General features: G+C 33.0%; 19 protein-coding genes and 1 pseudogene. 6 read left to right on the top strand and 14 right to left on the bottom strand.

What is annotated here, in order from left to right:
* Window positions 1-98, top strand: a pseudogene (locus JC605_RS23705) (transcriptional regulator); the annotation flags it as partial.
* A 189-nt stretch (window positions 99-287) separates the two neighbouring features.
* On the opposite strand, the gene JC605_RS10800 reads toward JC605_RS23705, so the two are convergent.
* Both JC605_RS10800 and JC605_RS10795 read right to left on the bottom strand, forming a co-directional pair.
* Complete coding sequence (locus tag JC605_RS10800) at window positions 288-956, bottom strand: hypothetical protein (protein WP_198856180.1); 669 nt, start codon at window positions 954-956, stop codon at window positions 288-290.
* Window positions 957-1,158: 202 nt separating this feature from the next.
* A complete protein-coding gene (locus JC605_RS10795) occupies window positions 1,159-2,886 on the bottom strand; it encodes a M14 family metallopeptidase (protein ID WP_198856179.1) in 1,728 nt (575 codons plus the stop codon).
* A 225-nt stretch (window positions 2,887-3,111) separates the two neighbouring features.
* Here JC605_RS10795 and JC605_RS10790 point away from each other — a divergent pair, with 225 nt between their 5' ends.
* Both JC605_RS10790 and JC605_RS10785 read left to right on the top strand, forming a co-directional pair.
* Window positions 3,112-4,473 (top strand): DEAD/DEAH box helicase, encoded by a 1,362-nt coding sequence (locus tag JC605_RS10790; RefSeq protein ID WP_198856178.1) that lies wholly within the window; start codon window positions 3,112-3,114, stop codon window positions 4,471-4,473.
* Window positions 4,474-4,667: 194 nt separating this feature from the next.
* Window positions 4,668-5,111 (top strand): hypothetical protein, encoded by a 444-nt coding sequence (locus JC605_RS10785; protein WP_198856177.1) that lies wholly within the window; start codon window positions 4,668-4,670, stop codon window positions 5,109-5,111.
* A 277-nt stretch (window positions 5,112-5,388) separates the two neighbouring features.
* On the opposite strand, the gene JC605_RS10780 is transcribed toward JC605_RS10785, so the two are convergent.
* From JC605_RS10780 to JC605_RS10765, 4 genes are all read right to left on the bottom strand, one after another.
* Window positions 5,389-5,967, bottom strand: coding sequence for an alkylphosphonate utilization protein (locus tag JC605_RS10780; protein ID WP_198856176.1), 579 nt, complete (start codon window positions 5,965-5,967; stop codon window positions 5,389-5,391).
* Between the two features lie 106 nt (window positions 5,968-6,073).
* Window positions 6,074-6,535 (bottom strand): pantetheine-phosphate adenylyltransferase, encoded by a 462-nt coding sequence (gene coaD, locus JC605_RS10775; RefSeq protein WP_198856175.1) that lies wholly within the window; start codon window positions 6,533-6,535, stop codon window positions 6,074-6,076.
* A gap of 98 nt (window positions 6,536-6,633) precedes the next feature.
* On the bottom strand, window positions 6,634-7,326 hold the full coding sequence (locus JC605_RS10770) for a DUF421 domain-containing protein (RefSeq protein WP_198856174.1): 693 nt from the start codon (window positions 7,324-7,326) through the stop codon (window positions 6,634-6,636).
* A 130-nt stretch (window positions 7,327-7,456) separates the two neighbouring features.
* Window positions 7,457-8,428, bottom strand: a complete 972-nt coding sequence (locus JC605_RS10765) for a D-alanine--D-alanine ligase (RefSeq protein WP_198856173.1) — start codon at window positions 8,426-8,428, stop codon at window positions 7,457-7,459.
* 280 nt (window positions 8,429-8,708) lie between these two features.
* Here JC605_RS10765 and JC605_RS10760 point away from each other — a divergent pair, with 280 nt between their 5' ends.
* Window positions 8,709-9,326, top strand: coding sequence for a PASTA domain-containing protein (locus JC605_RS10760; RefSeq protein WP_198856172.1), 618 nt, complete (start codon window positions 8,709-8,711; stop codon window positions 9,324-9,326).
* Window positions 9,316-10,356, top strand: coding sequence for an RluA family pseudouridine synthase (locus JC605_RS10755; RefSeq protein ID WP_198856171.1), 1,041 nt, complete (start codon window positions 9,316-9,318; stop codon window positions 10,354-10,356). Before JC605_RS10760 ends, JC605_RS10755 begins: the two co-directional genes overlap by 11 nt.
* Before the next feature lie 71 nt (window positions 10,357-10,427).
* Here the strand turns inward: JC605_RS10755 and JC605_RS10750 are convergent, their stop codons facing one another.
* The 7 genes from JC605_RS10750 to JC605_RS10720 form a co-directional block, all read right to left on the bottom strand.
* Window positions 10,428-10,913, bottom strand: coding sequence for a hypothetical protein (locus tag JC605_RS10750; RefSeq protein ID WP_198856170.1), 486 nt, complete (start codon window positions 10,911-10,913; stop codon window positions 10,428-10,430).
* A gap of 15 nt (window positions 10,914-10,928) precedes the next feature.
* A complete protein-coding gene (locus JC605_RS10745) occupies window positions 10,929-11,540 on the bottom strand; it encodes a family 16 glycoside hydrolase (RefSeq protein WP_198856169.1) in 612 nt (203 codons plus the stop codon).
* A complete protein-coding gene (locus JC605_RS10740; RefSeq protein ID WP_198856168.1) occupies window positions 11,541-12,782 on the bottom strand; it encodes an ATP-binding cassette domain-containing protein in 1,242 nt (413 codons plus the stop codon). It abuts the gene before it with no gap.
* A 105-nt stretch (window positions 12,783-12,887) separates the two neighbouring features.
* Window positions 12,888-13,733, bottom strand: coding sequence for a sulfurtransferase (locus tag JC605_RS10735; RefSeq protein WP_198856167.1), 846 nt, complete (start codon window positions 13,731-13,733; stop codon window positions 12,888-12,890).
* A gap of 3 nt (window positions 13,734-13,736) precedes the next feature.
* Window positions 13,737-14,594 carry a ThuA domain-containing protein gene (locus tag JC605_RS10730; RefSeq protein WP_198856166.1) on the bottom strand — a complete coding sequence of 286 codons (858 nt, stop codon included), beginning with the start codon at window positions 14,592-14,594 and terminating at the stop codon, window positions 13,737-13,739.
* 12 nt (window positions 14,595-14,606) lie between these two features.
* Window positions 14,607-14,996 (bottom strand): DUF1398 domain-containing protein, encoded by a 390-nt coding sequence (locus JC605_RS10725; protein ID WP_198856165.1) that lies wholly within the window; start codon window positions 14,994-14,996, stop codon window positions 14,607-14,609.
* A gap of 121 nt (window positions 14,997-15,117) precedes the next feature.
* Window positions 15,118-16,107 carry an alpha/beta fold hydrolase gene (locus tag JC605_RS10720; protein ID WP_198856164.1) on the bottom strand — a complete coding sequence of 330 codons (990 nt, stop codon included), beginning with the start codon at window positions 16,105-16,107 and terminating at the stop codon, window positions 15,118-15,120.
* Between the two features lie 281 nt (window positions 16,108-16,388).
* On the opposite strand from JC605_RS10720, the gene JC605_RS10715 reads away from it, so the two are divergent.
* A complete protein-coding gene (locus JC605_RS10715; RefSeq protein ID WP_198856163.1) occupies window positions 16,389-17,081 on the top strand; it encodes a hypothetical protein in 693 nt (230 codons plus the stop codon).
* 87 nt (window positions 17,082-17,168) lie between these two features.
* Here the strand turns inward: JC605_RS10715 and JC605_RS10710 are convergent, their stop codons facing one another.
* A complete protein-coding gene (locus JC605_RS10710) occupies window positions 17,169-17,606 on the bottom strand; it encodes a thioesterase family protein (protein WP_198856162.1) in 438 nt (145 codons plus the stop codon).
* Window positions 17,607-17,717: the final 111 nt, after the last annotated feature.

Raw genomic sequence — 17,717 nt, 5'->3', positions numbered from 1 at the left:
TTGAAGCTTACGAAGAAAATAAAAAGCTTTACGAACGTTTGGTTCAAGCTGAAAAAGATAAAGTGGAGTATTTAGAAAAAATATTGAAGGATAAATAAGTTTTTTTGTTCTTTTTGGAATATAGAAAAGCCTAATAAAATTGTTTTTATTAGGCTTTTTAATTTGGTTTATTGTCGCTAGCGCGAGCGTCTGGCTCGTGCTCTTTTAGTTTTGAGTTAGATTGCGTTCACGAGCGGGACGCTCGCGCTAGCGGGGGAGACACTCGCTCATTATTAACGTAAATAGCTTTAATTAAATTTTTCAACTGTTAAGTTAGCTTCTACAATATATCTTAGGAAGTCTTTTCCATAGTCAGTTATACTAACTGTTTCATTATCAATTTTTACTAAGTCATTTATAACTAGAAAGTTTAAATAATTTTCATAAGAGTAATCGTTGTAACCCTCCGAATTCTTTTTTACTGCATCATCGTAGTATTGTTTTAAATCACTTTTGCTTTCGGAATAAGAGTAATTTAATCTTTGTAATAGCCTAATTTGGCTTCCGAAAATTAAAGCATGAATTTTTTCAATATTTTTTACAAGGATTAGAATTTTGGCGTATTTATAAATTCTATCATATTTATTTTGCGGATTATCGATTGTACTAATTTGAGTTTCATTTTCTATAATTTTATCAAGTGACTTTAAAGTGCTATCAGAAAATTTAGCTAAAATTCTATCTAGATTTGTCGCATCTGGATTATTTCCTAATATTTCAGATAAAGAATCCTCTTCAATTTGTTTATTAGCCAAATTTGTTTCTATGCCTGTACCTCCATAAGTAAACTTTTTAATGTTATTTATGAAGTTTTTAATTGGTGTCTTTAATGAGAGGAAAACAACAAGAGCCACAATTGGCCATGAAATTGTACTTAGAAAATCTAAAAGCATTTTAATTGTGTGATAGTATCCCATAAGCTTTTTGAATTAATTGATTTAAGTTTTGTGTATTAGTCAAATATAAAAGTTTAGTAATCAGAATCATTACGGAAAACCATAATTCAACTTTGTCAAAATTTCAAACTTTGACAAAGTTTTAATCGTACAGCTTTGCGTTCTTATCGCAAACAAAACCCAATCAAAAAAAAATCTTAGCGCACTTTGCGTTAAAAAAAATCTACAACACCCGATAAACAGGATACTGCATATGCGCCTTTTCATAATAAACAGAATGCTTGTAAATCCAATCTAATTGCGCTTCGGCACTTTTGGCAAACTCGCGGTCGTTTTGTTTCTTAGCTTCTAATTCTGCTTTTAGCGACGAATTTTCTTTTAAAAGCTGTCCAGCAGTATCTTCAAAAATATATTCTGAGTAATGTTCTTTTTGCTGTAAAATAGGGTCAAAGAAATTCCAGTTAAAGAACGAATCTACCCCTTCTGGTTCAAAAGCTTCTAGAATATATTTTACGCCTTTTTGGTTTGTTGGTACGATGTAATCTCCTTTGGCGAAAGCCATTTTAACGATTTTAGAAGTTACTGTTGTATTTCTGTGTATATAGTGTCCTTCGTAAGCAGACGGAACGGTTTTAAAATCGGCAATTCTATAACTTTCGACTTCTATAATGGTATCGTTTTTAATCTGTTTAAATGAGATATTATTGTTTTTTAAAAGATCAATAATATTCCAATATCCTCTCGGAACAATATAAGCCGTTGGAATCACAACTTCTTTAATCGATTTAAATTCTTTAATGTACGGAACGTCTTTTTTGTATGGTTTTGTTCTGTCATAATACAAACGATTTCCTGTTGTAGCATCACTTTTTTTGTAACCTGCTTCATAACCTAAAAACGAAAAAGTAGTCGCTTTTGTGCTGTCCAATTCCCATTTTAAAGTGTATGATTTTTTAGGTTGATATTGTTCTAAATTTTGTACTCTTAAATCTTTTATTTTTTGATAATTCGCATCAGTAAAATCCAAAGTCGATTTCATGTATTCGTAAGTCATTTTTACGCGTTCGGCATATTTTTTCAGCATGTGCGTTTCGACTACGAAACCAATCGTATTAAATAAAGAAGTGTAACCCGTTGTATATCGTGGACTATCGACAAACTGCCCAAAACCTTTGTCTGGCGTATCTTTAAATGAATCGACATAAGGCGTAGTTTCGATTTTCTTTTTTTGAAGATCTTTCACCAAAGTTGGCATCATTTCGTTATTCATAAAATCGCCCAAAACCGTTCCCAGTTTGTTGTGCTGCGTCATGATGTAAGTCAGTTTGTATTGATAATCAGAACCGTTACTTACGTGATTATCGATAAAAACATCGGCGTTTATTTTCTGGAAAATCTCTACAAAACTTTTTGTATTTCGAGTATCCGATTTCATTAAATCACGATTCAAATCATAATTTCTTGCATTTCCTCTAAAACCATAAATCTCTGGCCCGTCTTGGTTGGCGCGAGTTGTCGAATTTCGGTTTAAAGCACCGCCAATATTATAAACTGGAATGGTAACCAAAACAGTGTTTTTAGGCGCTTTCATTTTTCCTGTTGCTAAATCTCTATAGAATTGCATTGTTGCATCTATTCCGTCAGGTTCTCCAGCATGGATTCCGTTATTGACAAACAGAACGGCTTTTGTTTTCTGGATTTTATCAAAATCAAATTCCTTGTCAGGATTGAAAGTAATCATGTGTAAAGGTTCGCCAGAATCTGTCAGTCCCATTTCTTTCATTTGAATAGTAGGGAAATCGGCAGTAAGCATTTTCCAATAAGCAATAGTTTCTTGATACGAAGCAGATTGATTTCCGTTTCCTTTCTCAAAAAAGGTATCGTATTTCTTATTGTTTTGAGCGGAAATAGTGATGGTGAAAAGTGAAAAGAGAAATGTAAAAAGTTTCATGGTTTTGGGTTTTTGATGGTCAAATATAATAGTTTTATTTGTTTCAGGTTTCAAGTTTCAGGTTTCATGTACTTTGTGTTTTTTTAACCGCAAAGCGCGCAAAGTTTTTTGTCTTTCAGGTTTTGTAAAAACGCAAAGTTCGCAAAGCTTTGAACTTAAACTTTGTGAACTTTGCGTAAACCTTTGCGTGCTTTGCGGTTAAAAAACTTTCCCTACTTTTGCAGCATGAAAAAACACCATTCCAACGATATACTTTCGAATTTAGGAATTCAGAGCCTAAACGAAATGCAGGAAATGGCACACGATGCTATTTTAAACGAAAACAACGTTTTATTACTTTCTCCAACAGGATCTGGGAAAACATTAGCGTTTTTGCTTCCTATTTTAGAATTGTTACAGCCTGAAATACTTTCTGTTCAATGTTTGATTTTGGTTCCATCACGCGAATTAGGGCTTCAAATTGAACAAGTTTGGAAGAAAATGGGAACGCAGTACAAAGTCAATATTTGTTACGGCGGACATTCAATTGATACTGAAATCAAAAACTTAAGCAATCCGCCAGCGGTTTTAATTGGAACTCCTGGAAGAATTGCCGATCATATCGAGAGAGAAACTTTTAGAACAGATAAAATTCAGACTTTAGTTTTAGACGAGTTTGATAAATCGTTGCAATTAGGTTTTCATGAGCAAATGTCTTTTATAATTGGAAGATTATCGAAAGTAAACAAACGTGTTTTAGTTTCGGCAACTTCAGATATTGAGATTCCGAAATATACTAGGGTTATAAATCCAGTTGTTTTGGATTTTATTCCAGAGGAAGAAGAAAAGACAAATCTTTTGATGAAAATGGTGATTTCGCCAGCAAAAGATAAATTGCAGAGTTTGTTTAACTTGATTTGTTCTTTAAAATCAGAATCGGCTATTATTTTCTGTAATCATCGTGATGCGGCAGAGCGGATTAGTGACACTTTAAACGAAAAAGGAATCTATTCGGTTTATTATCATGGCGGAATGGATCAAGAAGAACGTGAGCGTGCTTTGATTCAGTTTAGAAATGGAAGTGTAACGTATTTGGTAACAACCGATTTGGCAGCAAGAGGTTTGGATATTCCAGAAATGAAACATGTTATTCATTATCATCTGCCTTTAAAAGAAGACGAGTTTACGCATAGAAACGGACGTACAGCACGTATGCAAGCAACAGGAACGGCATATATTATCATTCACGAAAGTGAAAAGCAACTCGATTACATTGATTATGAAATGGGTGTTTTGGATGTTGAAGGAAAAGTTTCGCTTCCGAATCCGCCTCAATTTCAGACTATTTACATTAGCGGCGGAAAGAAAACCAAGTTGAATAAATTTGATATCGTAGGATTCTTTTCTCAAAAGGGAAAATTAGAAAAAGACGATTTAGGATTAATTGAAGTAAAAGATTTTGTTTCGTTTGCAGCGGTAAAATACAATAAAGTAAAAGATCTTCTGAAAAACGTTAAAGATGAAAAAATGAAAGGCAAGAAGTTTAAAATCGAAGTTGCCCGTAATGTTATTAAGAAAGAAGAAGAGGAGAAGAGAGGAAAGTATTAAATTTTTAGATTTTAGAGCGTTAATTTAGATTTGTATTTTGGAGTTTTTTACGATTTATGTGTTTGTAATTCAGTAAATTATGATTATGTAACTAAGTTTTACAATTTTATGTTAAAAAAATAACGAATTGATAGGTGTTTTTTCAATATTTCTATGTTTTTTTGTGTTCGTAAAATTGTAACCCCAAATACTATATGAAAAAGATTATTACTCTTGCCGCATTGTTTTTTACTTTTATTTCGTTTGCACAGGTTAAGGTACTAGAAACAGTTCCTGTAGAAAAATTAGGAAAAGTAAATAATAATTACATTCAGAAAATTGGTGACGAATACACTGTGTATTACACTATCGTTCAAAGTGATGATGATTCGACTTTGAGAAAATTTTCATTCAAAAACATTGATAATGCTTATAACTCTTTATACAACATTATCATGGGCGGATTTACAGCTTCTCCGTTGTACGACATCAAATTAGAGTTACCTAACAACTACATTTGGTTGCACTACACAGGAAATGTGGTTCCAGACAAAGCTACAGTTCAATTTATGGTTTCTGGAAAAGAAAGAGACGCAGCAACAAACAACGTTTCTGAGCCATTCGTAAAAGATCAAATCAGTAAATTATTCCAAAAATAATTTTTCGTTAGAAACAATATATTTAAAAAGCCCGTTCAGTTTTATGAACGGGCTTTTTTGTTTCAGGTTTCAAGCTGATAAACTTTGTCTTTAATTTTAACGCAAAGCACACTAAGTTTTTTAATTTTAAAGACTTTATAAAAGTAAAAAGTTCGCAAAGCTTTGTGGATAAAACTTTGCGAACTTTGCGTTTTTTTTTTGTGTGCTTTGCGGTTAAATTATTAGTATTCTAAAAAAAGTTTAGAATCTTAGCATCTCAGAACCTCAGCACCTTTTTTTAAATCTTCTTCACGTATTGTGTAATAATTACAATCTGCTGGCCGTCTACTTTTCCTTCAATATATTCAGCGTTTTCGTGGTCTAAACGGATGTTTCTAACTGCAGTTCCTTGTTTGGCAACCATGCTAGATCCTTTTACTTTAAGATCTTTGATTAAAACTACAGAATCTCCGTGTTGTAGTACCACGCCGTTACTGTCGCGGTGAACTAATTTATTTTCATCATCTTCGCCTTCTCCCGTTGCTTTTGCCCATTCAAGAGTATCTTCGTCTAAATACATCATATCAAGCAATTCTTGTGGCCATCCCGCAGCGCGCATACGGCTTAACATTCTCCAAGCCACAACTTGTACCGGAATATTTTCATTCCACATACTGTCGTTAAGGCATCTCCAGTGATTTAAATCTACATTATCTGGATTTTCAATTTGGTCAATACAAGTGTTACAGGCAAATACGGCTTCATCAATACCTCCTTTTTTAGTTGGAAGGACTTGATAAACTTTTAAATTTTCTTCAGCTCCACAAAGTTCGCATTTAGCGCCACTTCTTTTGCTTAATTCTCTCTCGATGCTCATTATTTGGGTTTTATTTTAAAAATGCGAAATTACTTATAATTTGTTTGGATTGCAAGTTTATGTCAAGGTTTGGATGTTCTTTAAATCGGTTGATTGATTTTTTGCCTTATTTTTCTTTTATCCTAACAGCTTTTGGAACCAATTGTTCATATTCGCCACCATGACGCAATACATCGCGTACAATGCTCGAACTGATAAATGATGTACTTGCAGCTGTCAATAGGAAAACGGTTTCTATTTTAGAAAGTTTTCTATTAGTATGTGCAATGGCTTTTTCAAACTCGAAATCGGCTGGGTTGCGAAGACCTCTCAAAATGAAGTTGGCTTTTTCTTTTTTTGCCAAATCGATTGTTAATCCTTCATAAGTGATAACCGTAACTTTTGGTTCGTCTTTGAAGGTTTCCTCGATAAAACGTTTTCTTTCTTCTAATGAAAACATGTATTTTTTTTCGGCATTGACACCAATTGCTATTACAATTTCGTCAAATAAAGGAATTCCTCTTTTGATAATGTCTTCGTGTCCTAATGTAATTGGGTCAAATGATCCTGGGAATATGGCTTTTCGCATTTCTTTTAAGGTTCTAAGGTTCTGAGATGCTAAGATTCTAAGTTATTAGGATTGTGGTGAATCTTAGTTTTTCTTTTTTTTTGAATTTGGAATTTTTTCTATGTTATTCTCTTGGTATTGATTGAAGGAACCCATTCGTCTTTATTGCAGTCTTTACAAGTTGAAGTTCCTTTTTTTAATTTTTCAGTATTACCACAAAAAGAGCAGGAATATACTCCGTTTTCTGGGATACTTCTATTTTTTTTCTCAAAAAGCAAAGGCAGAATCGGCAATCCGTATCCAACATCTTTGTCTTCATAATAAAAAACACTGATTTCGCCACTTGTTTCTATAAATGCATGTTTTACTTGCCCCAAATGTTCAATCGATTTGATGCGTAATTCAGCAAAAAACTCATCTTGCGCCAAACTTTCTTTTTTAAAACTCGATATAGAAAATTTTCCGTCGTTAATCAAGCATTCGGTTTTACCTTCTATGAACTCTTCGAATTTTTTGCTTTTTCCTGTGAGCCAAGTAACAGAACGATAAAGAATTATAATGCTTAAAAATACGATTGCTGCAGGAATTATTCCGACATCTTCATAAAACATCGGATCGCCAGCGGCAGAACCCAATGCAATGATAATTACGGTTTCAAAAACAGATAATTGTTTTACGCCTCTTTTTCCTGCTAACTTTAATGTAAGAAGTAAAATGGTAAACATTACCGTTGAACGAAATATCACTTCCAGAATAAAGGTTTCTGGGAGATTGTTGTAGAATAACCTATTCCATTCAAAGATTTCTTTCATTTTTTTGAGGTTCAAAGATGCAGAGTAACAAAAGTGACAAAGGTTGACTTTGACTTGGTTCAGTCTGACAATAAGGTTAAAAAATAAGGTGCTAAAATCTTAGGATCTTAGCACCTTAAAATCTTAGCAACTATTTTAAAGCTAGTTCAATTGCATTTGTGAATAAATCTTCTAGAGAAATTCCTGCAGCTTTTGCTTGTTGCGGAATCAAACTTTCTGTAGTTAAGCCAGGAATAGTATTCATTTCTAACATATGTGGTTCGTCGTTTACAATGATGAATTCGCTTCTTGAGAAACCTTTCATTTTTAAAACTTCGTAAGCACGTTTTGCTGTTTCTCCAACTTTTCTAGTCATTTCGTCAGAGATTCTCGCTGGCGTTATTTCTTGTGATTTTCCTTCGTATTTCGCTTCATAATCGAAGAAATCATTGTCTGATACAATTTCTGTAATTGGCAGTACTTTGATTTCTCCTTGGTAGTTAATTACACCTACAGATACTTCAGTTCCGTCAAGGAAGCTTTCAATGATAATTTCGTTGTCTTCTTTGTAAGCTACTTCAATTGCAATTGGAAGTTCGGCTTCCGTTTTTACTTTTGAGATTCCGAAACTTGAACCTGCTTTGTTTGGTTTTACAAAACAAGGAAGTCCAACTTTTTTTATAATTTCTTGTGTATTAATTTTATCTCCTTTATTTAAATAATAAGAAATCGCTGTTTTGATTCCGTATGGTTTTAAAACAGATAATAAATCTCTTTTATTGAATGTTAGAGCAGATTGGTAATAATCGCAAGAAGATTGTGGCATTCCAATTAATTCGAAATACGCTTGCATTAATCCGTCTTCTCCTGGAGTTCCATGAATAGCGTTGAAAACACAATCAAATGTGATTTTTTCGCCGTTTACAGTAACTGAAAAATCATTTCTATCGATTGGGAATTCGGCATCATTTTGGTCTACATAAACCCATTTTTCTTTAAAAATGTGAATACGGAATCCGTTGTATTTTGTTTTGTCAAGATATTGATAAACGACATTCCCGCTAATTAAAGAAATCTTGTATTCGCTAGAATAGCCGCCCATGATGATGGCAATGTTTTTCATTGTATATTTTTATTTTTTAATTGTTTTAAGTTTAATGTTTTCAAGTTTCTTCGGCAGATAAAAATGATTTTTCCCAATATTGTCATTTCGACAAAGGAGAAATCTCTGCAAGTAGCTCCGCAAAAATTGTTAATGTTACTGTATGTAAATCCTTCTCGGTTCTAAAGCTTCGGGATCGCGACGCTCAGAATGACAATAATGGCACTTTCTTGTTTTAAACAAAATTATCATTTTTTTTGAAACGAAATACTTTATCTTTGTCGCTAATAAAAATAAATTTATGAGTTTACGTCAGTATTTAACAAGCCGAGTTTTTTTCTTGCAATTGCTTGCTGCCGCAGCTATTATTGCGGTTATTGGTTATTTATTTATGCATTGGTTAACTTTTACAACAGATCACGGACACGAAATTGCGGTGCCGAATTTGTCTAAATTGACTGAAGAGCAAGTAGAACAAAAACTAGACGAGTTGGATTTAGATTACGTTCTTTTGGACAGTGTTGATTACAGAAGTGAATACCCAAAATATAGTGTTGTTGAGCAAGATCCGTTGCCAGGAACAATGGTAAAAGTGGGTAGAAAAATTTATATCAAGATTAATGCTTCTGGTTTTTCTTCTGTGAAAATTCCAGATTTAATCGAGAAAACATATCGTGAAGCTGTACCAACGTTAAAAGCGTTAGGTCTTGAGCCAGGAACGATTACGTATATTCCAAATCTTGGAAAAGATATGGTATTGGAAATGCGTTATAAAGGAAGAAACTTAAAAGTAGGAGATCGCGTGCTTAAGGCTTCTAAAATTGATTTGGTTTTAGGAGACGGAAAAGCAAGTTATGTAGATGATAGTCAGGCAGACAGTACTGCAGTGCCTGTAGAAACCCCAGCAGATGAACAATAATATTGAAGAAAATTTAGATCTAGAAGACGAATTATTCGAACATTATAGATTTGAAGTCCCAAAAGGTCAAGCGTTTTTGCGTATTGACAAATATTTAATGTATTTGATTCCGAATGCCACACGAAATAAAATTCAGAACGCGGCAACTAACGGAAATATCTTTGTAAATGATATTCCTGTAAAATCAAATTACAAAGTAAAACCTTTTGATGTGATAACGGTAATGTTGTCGCATCCTCCGTTTGAAAATCATATTCTTCCTGAAGATATTCCGTTGAATATTGTTTATGAAGACGATGCTCTTTTATTGATTAATAAAGAGCCTGGAATGGTTGTGCATCCTGGTCACGGAAACTATACTGGAACTTTGGTAAATGCTTTGGCGCATCATTTTGATAATTTGCCAATGAATAGCAGCGAGCGTCCAGGTTTGGTTCATAGAATTGACAAGGACACTTCGGGTCTTTTGGTTGTAGCCAAAACGGAAGCTGCTATGACGCATTTGGCAAAGCAGTTTGAAGCTAAAACTACCGAACGTGAGTATATTGCTCTAGTTTGGGGAAATGTTGTGGCAGATAGCGGTACAATTGAAGGAAATCTTGCAAGACATCTAAAAGATCGTATGCAAATGGCAGTTTTTGATGATCCAGAAATTGGTAAACCTGCAATTACGCATTATAAAGTTTTGGAACGTTTTGGTTATGTAACTCTTATTTCTTGTAAACTGGAAACAGGAAGAACACACCAGATTCGTGCACATATGAAACACATCGGACATCCTTTATTTAATGATGAACGTTACGGCGGGCATTTGATTTTGAAAGGAACGACTTTTACCAAATACAAACAATTTATAGAGAATTGTTTTAAAGCATTACCACGTCAGGCACTGCATGCTAAAACGCTTGGTTTTGTTCATCCGACTACTGGCGAAATGATGCGTTTTGATACTGAACTTCCACAAGATTTTAAAGATTGTATTGAGAAGTGGCAGAATTATGTGAAGTCGCATAATGTTGATGAGGAATAATTAGATAATTTGTCAATTAGAAAATTAGATAATGTATACTAAAAAAAAAGCTCCTTTTGGGAGCTTTTTTTTTATGATTCTACTTTGACATTACGATCTAAGAAGATGGAGATTTTCTCTGCTATTTCATGTGCCTCTTTTTCTTTTAATCTTTTTTTTATGATATAGTCATTTGAGGAAATAGGAAAAACATCTAAATATAACATCCATCCATTACTGTGTCTGGTATTTAAATACATAATATTGATGGATTGTAATTTATACAATTTACAGTGAAATACATTGTTTATATAAAAGTCTTCATTTCTAATGCTGAGAATGTGGTACTTGTGTTTGTACCATTCAAAATAATCTTCGAACAAAAGATATCCAAAAAATAATAAAAACAGAATTAAAGAGAATAATACATCTAAAAATTTTTCTGGTGTTGTGATAGAAATTATCAATATTAAAAATGAAACCCAAATTAAAGATGGGATAATCAATGATTTTTTGTTGAAATAAAATGCAATAATCATTTCATTATCTCCATTTTGCCGTATCTCGTATTTTTTCATATTACGAACTTTTAGCTATAGGGTTTTAATAATTAAACCAGTTATTTTGACTTCTCCGTTGGTTATAAAACCTAATTTTCCTTTTTGGTTTAGATTGCTTTTTTCAAGAGAACATTCTAAAGTTGTTTTATCGTCAACAGAAAACGATAATTGATTATTTAAAACTTTAATTTTTACTGAATACCATTTATTGTTTGCTAATTGCATTGGCTTTCTAAACAACGTTTTTCCACCTCGTTTGTCATACGAATCATCTTTTTTATCATACATTCCGTCGCCAATTACAATGTTTTGATCAATTTGGTACAAATACGTTCTAATGTATTTTCCTTTATCCAAATTGAGCATAATTTCGAATAATGATGCATTTGTCATGTTGACTTTAAAATCAATAGCATAATTTTTTGGGAGCTGTTTTTTTGAAACTAAAACTCCCCAAGGCGAAAGAGAACCGTTTCCTATAAGAGTATCATTTTTTAGAATCCACTCTTTAGAATTAATCGTCCAATTTGATTTTAGTTCTTTTGAATTGTTTAAAGTATATTCTTTTTTTACTGTTGAAATCGTGCTGGAACACGAAATCAAGATTAGTTGTAAAATCAGAAAGACTGCAAATTTTATTTTCATTTAATTTAATTCTGAATGGTATTTTATTTTTCCGATTGAACCTGTTTCTGAAGGCAAAAGTTCGAAAACAGAAGTAGGGGCAAGGCCTTGTTCAATTCGGTGAGAAACATAAATTATACTCACATTTGTTTCTTGTTTGATGGTGTTGATTAATTGGATAACCAAATCTACATTTTCATCATCCAAACCTTCAACTGGTTCGTCTAAAATTAATAACGGCGGATGTTTTAAAACGGCACGAACAATTAAAGCTACACGCTGCTGTCCAATAGAAAGATCAATAAAGCGTTTTTTTCTTAAATGTGTCATTTCTATCACTTCAAGCCATTGATTTACAATTTGTTTTTGATGCGTTGTAGGCTCAGTGTACAATCCGATAGAATCGAAGAATCCTGATAAAATCATTTGTTCTAATGTGTGGCCTTTTTGAAATAAATCGGTCATAGAAGTAGTAAAAATTCCGATTTGTTTTTTGATTTCCCAAACACTTTCTCCTGTTCCTTTTTTTCTTCCAAACAAAAATAAATCCTGCCCAAAACCTTTCGGATTATCACCTGTAATTAAGGATAAGATAGTACTTTTTCCTGAGCCATTCGGGCCAATTAATTGCCAGAATTCGCCTTGCTTAACTGTCCAAGAAATTTTATTTATGATTTTTCTTTCTTCGTAGCTTACAGAAACATCTTCTAGTTTTATTAATACATTATCTTGAAAAGAATGTGTTTCTGTCGCTTTCGGAATTGTAGCGGTATTTAATGTTTTAAAATGATTTTCGGTTTTTACAAATGGATGCAATTCGAATGTATTGTCTTTAATTAAAGCTTTATTTGGAACAAAATCTAATATATCGACAGTACGATTCAATAACTGAATAATCGCAATAGAATCGGTTAATTTCTGTAGCGATTCGGCTAAAACAACTCGAGAAGCTTGATCTAAATGATCAAACGGATTGTCAAAAATGATAAAATCGGGTTTTTGGTTAATACAGTAGCGTAAAAACTCTTTTTTGCGTTCTCCAGAAGAAAAAGTTCTTAATTGTCTATTTGAAGTTGTGGAAGCTTCAACGCTATCGTATTGAAATTCCTTTTCGATGAATTTCTCGATTGCAATATCAGAGAAAAGAATTCCTTTTTGGTTATTAAAAGCGGCTAAATCTCCTTTTGCTTTGCCTTCAAGTAAAGCGTCTATAAAAGCTTTTTTGTTTACTTGATTTGACAAGAGTATATCCCAGTGTTGCATTGTGTATTTTTAAATTTGTTGGTTGTATTGTTTTTTGAGCCACAGATTAAAGGATTAAAAAAGATTAATCATTAGAATCTTTTTAATCTGTGGCAAAAAAATATTTTATTCTGTTTTTTGGGTTGCCATTTCGCGGTCATTTCTTGACCATTCGCTCCACGAACCCACATATAATTTCGGAATTGGAAGCCCGGCGTAATCCATTGCTAATAATGTATGGCAAGCTGTAACGCCCGACCCGCAATGAACAATCACATTTTCTGATTTTTTATCCCCAATTACAGCTTTGTATTTTGCAGCTAATTCATTAGCTGATTTAAATAATCCGTTTTCGTCTAAATTTTCAGTTAACGGAACATTGATAGCTCCAGGAATATGTCCAGCAATTAAATCTAGCGGTTCTGTTAAACCATCATATCTGTTTTTATCACGAACATCGATTACTATATTTTGATCGTTTTTTCGAGCCTTTTCGACTTCATCGATATCAGCTAAAAGCAATTTCCATTCTTGAGAAGGATATGTTGTTTGGTCAAAAGTTTCGATGCCAGAATTGGTTGGAAAACCCGCTTGAATTGCTGCTTGATAACCACCATTTAAAACCTGAATTTGATCATGTCCAATGGCTCGCATCATCCACCAGAAACGAGCAGCGAAATTAGAGCCATTTTTATCATCATAAACGACTACATGATCTGAAGGTGAAATTCCTAAAGAAGATAGGGTTTTAGAAAATTCCTCTGGAGAAGGCAAAGGATGTCTTCCTCCGTTTGCAGGATTTTCTGGAATTGCAGCCAAATCACGATTTAAATCGACAAAACGAGCGCCTTTTAAATGTTCTTTTTGATAATTTTCGAAAGTGTTTGCGCTAGCTCTAGCATCAACTAAAATGATTTTAGAATTAGCAATTAATTCTTGAGCCGTAATTAATGGAGAAAGAGTAGTAGACATTTTTTATTTTTTCTTTGAATTGCCAAGCCAAAGCAAGGCATTCAGGATTAATTGACTTTGTGTTTTGTTTTCAAAAGTGTACGATAGCGTTTTGTTTGTTCCGCCTTCATAATCAATGTCATTATGTCCCATATTTACATACAGCATTTTGTATTTTTTATTGGTCCAAACAACTGGATAATAACCGCTATGCCAAATTTCATGCGCTTTTGGCCCAGTTCCTAAAGGAAAACTTGATTCGTCTATTGCTAATAAAATTTCAATATCTGGATTTTTGGTTAAATCGTTCGACCATCTGTACCATTCGTTTGGTGCAGAAGCAAAAGTTTTAGGTAGATTTTTAGTTACAGGATGCTGATTTTCTACTCTTAAAACTGCGGAAGTCGGTTTCCAAGTATTGCTTCCATATTCGCCAGAACCTAAAAAAGTATTGTGGTACCAGTTCCAATCTTGATTATAGCTCGAATCGTTTAAAGCAAATGCCGAAAAATGAAATCCAATAAATCCGCCTCCATTTTCCATGTATTTTTGGAAAGCTTCACGCTGTTCTTTTTTCTCTGGTCTTGTGTCTAAAAATAAAACGACCTGATATTTTGCCAAAAACTTAGCATTTAAATTGTCCCAATTGCTTGTAGAATCATATTGAAAATGATTTTCTACAGCTAATTTCGGAAAGTATTTATTGGCTTCGTGTACAAAACTGATATGCGCTTGATCATTTTTGGCAGTATAAAAAGCAATGACTTTAAATTTTGGATTTTCTTTTTTCTTTTGCGAAAAGCTAGAGAAAGAAAGGACTAAAACTAAAAGTAAAATGCTTCTTTTGAAAAGGTTTTGGTGGTTTTGGTTGAAAACAGTCATTCAGTTTGGTGATTAAACAGGAATTTTTTCGATTAAAATTTCATTCTCCGATTTATCAAAATAAGTGCAAGTCATCTCCACAATATCAACACGCCATTTTGCAATTCCAGCTTGTGCACAATGATTGCAGAAAGTCATATAATCGGTTTCGCCATGCTGATGCTTTACCAGATTTTCGATAAAAAGTTCTTTATTAGGAAAATCTGCCACTTTAATTTCGGCGTATTTTTCTTCAGCAGCTGCGGTATAATTATTTAAGCCGTAGTAAACTGTGCTTCCGTCATGTACATAAGTATCATATCCTTTTACACCTAATATGATTAGATCCTGAATATAATTTGGAAAATCTTCACCTGATTTTACTTTTGAATGCGCTTCTTTTATTTGTTGTATTGTAAACATATTTATATGATTTTTAAGTTAGGTTTTGCCACGAATTGCACCAATTTACACGAATTTTTTATTTAAAAATTTCGGAAAATTAATTAGTGTCAATTCGCGAAATTCGTGGCAGAAAAAAATATTATTTCAAAAATACGATTAATGGTTTTATAAATGAATCAAAAGATTCGATATGTGGCAAATGTCCAGTATTTGGAATCTCCGCCAATTTTGAATTCGGAATTGCTTTTTGAGTTTTTTTGCCTAATTCAGCATAGTTTCCCATCGTTTTTCTCACTTCTTCAGAAACTAATGGCTTTCCTAAAGCGGTTTTATCTCTTGTTCCGATAATTAATAATGTTGGACATTTGATGTTTTTAAATTCATATAAAACAGGTTGTGTGAAAATCATATCGTACAAAAGAGCAGAATTCCAGGCAACGATGTTATAATCTGGAGCAGTTGTCCATCCTGCGCCAAGTTCTGCCCATTTTTGATAATTGGCATTCCATTTTCCGTCATAATAATTTGCCATTTGGTATTGCTTAATGTTTTCGTAATTCTGTTTTAATTCCGACTCATACCACCAATCAACAGGTTTATAAGGAACGACTAATTTCCAGTCTTCTAAACCAATCGGATTTTCTAAAACTAATTTTTCTGTTGTTTCTGGATACATTAACGCAAAACGAGTGGCTAGCATTCCGCCCATAGAATGTCCTAAAATCGTTGTTTTTTGAATTCCTAAATGGTCTAAAAGTTTTTTGGTATTTTCGGCTAATTGCTGAAATGTGTATTGAAAATTGTCTGGTTTTGTCGACTTTCCAAATCCAATCTGATCGGGAACAATTACTCGAAAACCTTCTTTTGCTAAAGCTTTAATAGTAGTTTCCCAGTAAGCGCCATTAAAATTTTTTCCGTGCAGTAAAACAATATTTTTCTGATTGTAATTTTCTGGAATAATGTCCATATAACTCATTTTCATGTACTGGCGCTGATTGCTCAATTCGATAAAATGAACAGGAAATGGATATTCATAATTACTTAAATTAATGTCCAAGGCTTTTATATTTCCCTGTTGGCCAAAACTTAAGAAAGGAATTAGTATAAATAATAGTTTCAAGATTTTCATTTCAATAGCATTTGTTATTAGGAATTATAAAATTAAACCTAAGCATTTTTAAAACAAAGCTTAAAATCTTAAAGTTATCAGAAAAAAGGCATTCAAAATGATTTCATTGTTTTTAGTGTTAATAATCGATGTTTTTTTGATTTTTTATCGATTAAATGAAGCCGATTATGAAAATAATGTATTTAGACGAGTAATGTCGCACTTCACGGGAGTTCTTTTATTAACAGGAAAAATGTATGTAATTTAGTATCAGAATGTTGTAAGCCTTAAAAAATAGTATTATGAAGAAGACACTACTTTTGCTCCTGCTCACAGTCCCCACATTTGCCCAAGAACTCAATACTTTTGATTTCGCCGTTATAAACTCAACCTTAATTTCTCCAAATATAGATCTAGATAAAGGCCGGAGTGTCTTCGCTGCAAATCAAGATCAATATTCAGCTTATTTTCAGTATGCTCTTACAATGTGTGAAGACGATATCATTTTTGGCGCTGGAATTGACAAGTCAGAAATCGACCGTACGTATGTTGGTTACATCGGAAAAATTTGCGATAAATTTAGAGCTACAATAGGTATTGGATATGTAGATTCTAGAAGCGGTTACGAAGGAACTTTTACAGGTTTTAGTATTTCGTGGCATTTTTCTGAAAACACTTATATTGGCGGAAATCTAGAAAACTTGCATTCGTCGATTATTGATTATGATACTGACGAAAGTTTTGATTATTACAAAAAACTGGTTCCTAAAGTTTTTGGAAGCTACGAAATTATTCCAAATGTAATTGCTTTTGGACAACTGAGTTCAAGAGTAAATGATATTGCTTTAAAATATCAGGTTCGCCGATTTTCTGCTGGAGGATTTTATTCTGGACATTCGGTAGGAGGCATTTTTGGAACTTTAAATATCGGTCGATTTGCAGTTTCTTGCAGTACAACTTTTGAAAGAGTAAACTTTGGGCTAAAGTTTGAATAATCAGAAAAGTTTTAGCTGAAAAAAAAATCCCAGAAACAAGATCTAAAATTGTTTCTGGGATTTTTTTATAAGATTGAATATTCTCGTTTATAGTCCGACAAAATCATCACTTTTTGGAAAGATACTCAAAGCTTGAATTGCGATTTCTGGCGTTGGAGAAGCTAGTTTTCTTAGCTTTGTGTCCATCCAAGCGCCATCTACGGTAATCGTTGCGCAAAGTGTATCGTCTTCTCTTCTAAATTCATGAACGATTGACCAGCGAGAAGCATCGGCTTTCATTTTTGAAGTTTTAGTATGAATGAATATTTTATCAGAAAGTTTTAGTTCTTTTCTAAAAATGCATTCTTCTCTAAATAAAACAGGACCAAAACCCTGTGTTTGCATTACTTTTAAAGTTAAACCCAATTCTTCTAGAATTTCGATACGATGCTGGGCACCAAAATCGTAATAAGCGCTGTGTCGAACGTGAAAATTTGGATCAAGATCTGACCAACGAAAAGATATTTCTTTTATAAATGAAGCCATTTTGAATATTGTATTTTATTAAAAACTCGAAATTACGAATAAAAAATAGACGAACTACATAAAATTACTATGCGTGCATATTTTTTTGTTTTTGAGATTACAAATATTCTA

Origin of the sequence: Flavobacterium sp. IB48 (genome assembly GCF_016405855.1) — a bacterium.
Taxonomy (GTDB): Bacteria; Bacteroidota; Bacteroidia; order Flavobacteriales; family Flavobacteriaceae; genus Flavobacterium; species Flavobacterium ginsengisoli.
Note: the sequence above shows the minus strand (reverse complement) of the source record. Positions and strands in the feature narration are given on the sequence as shown.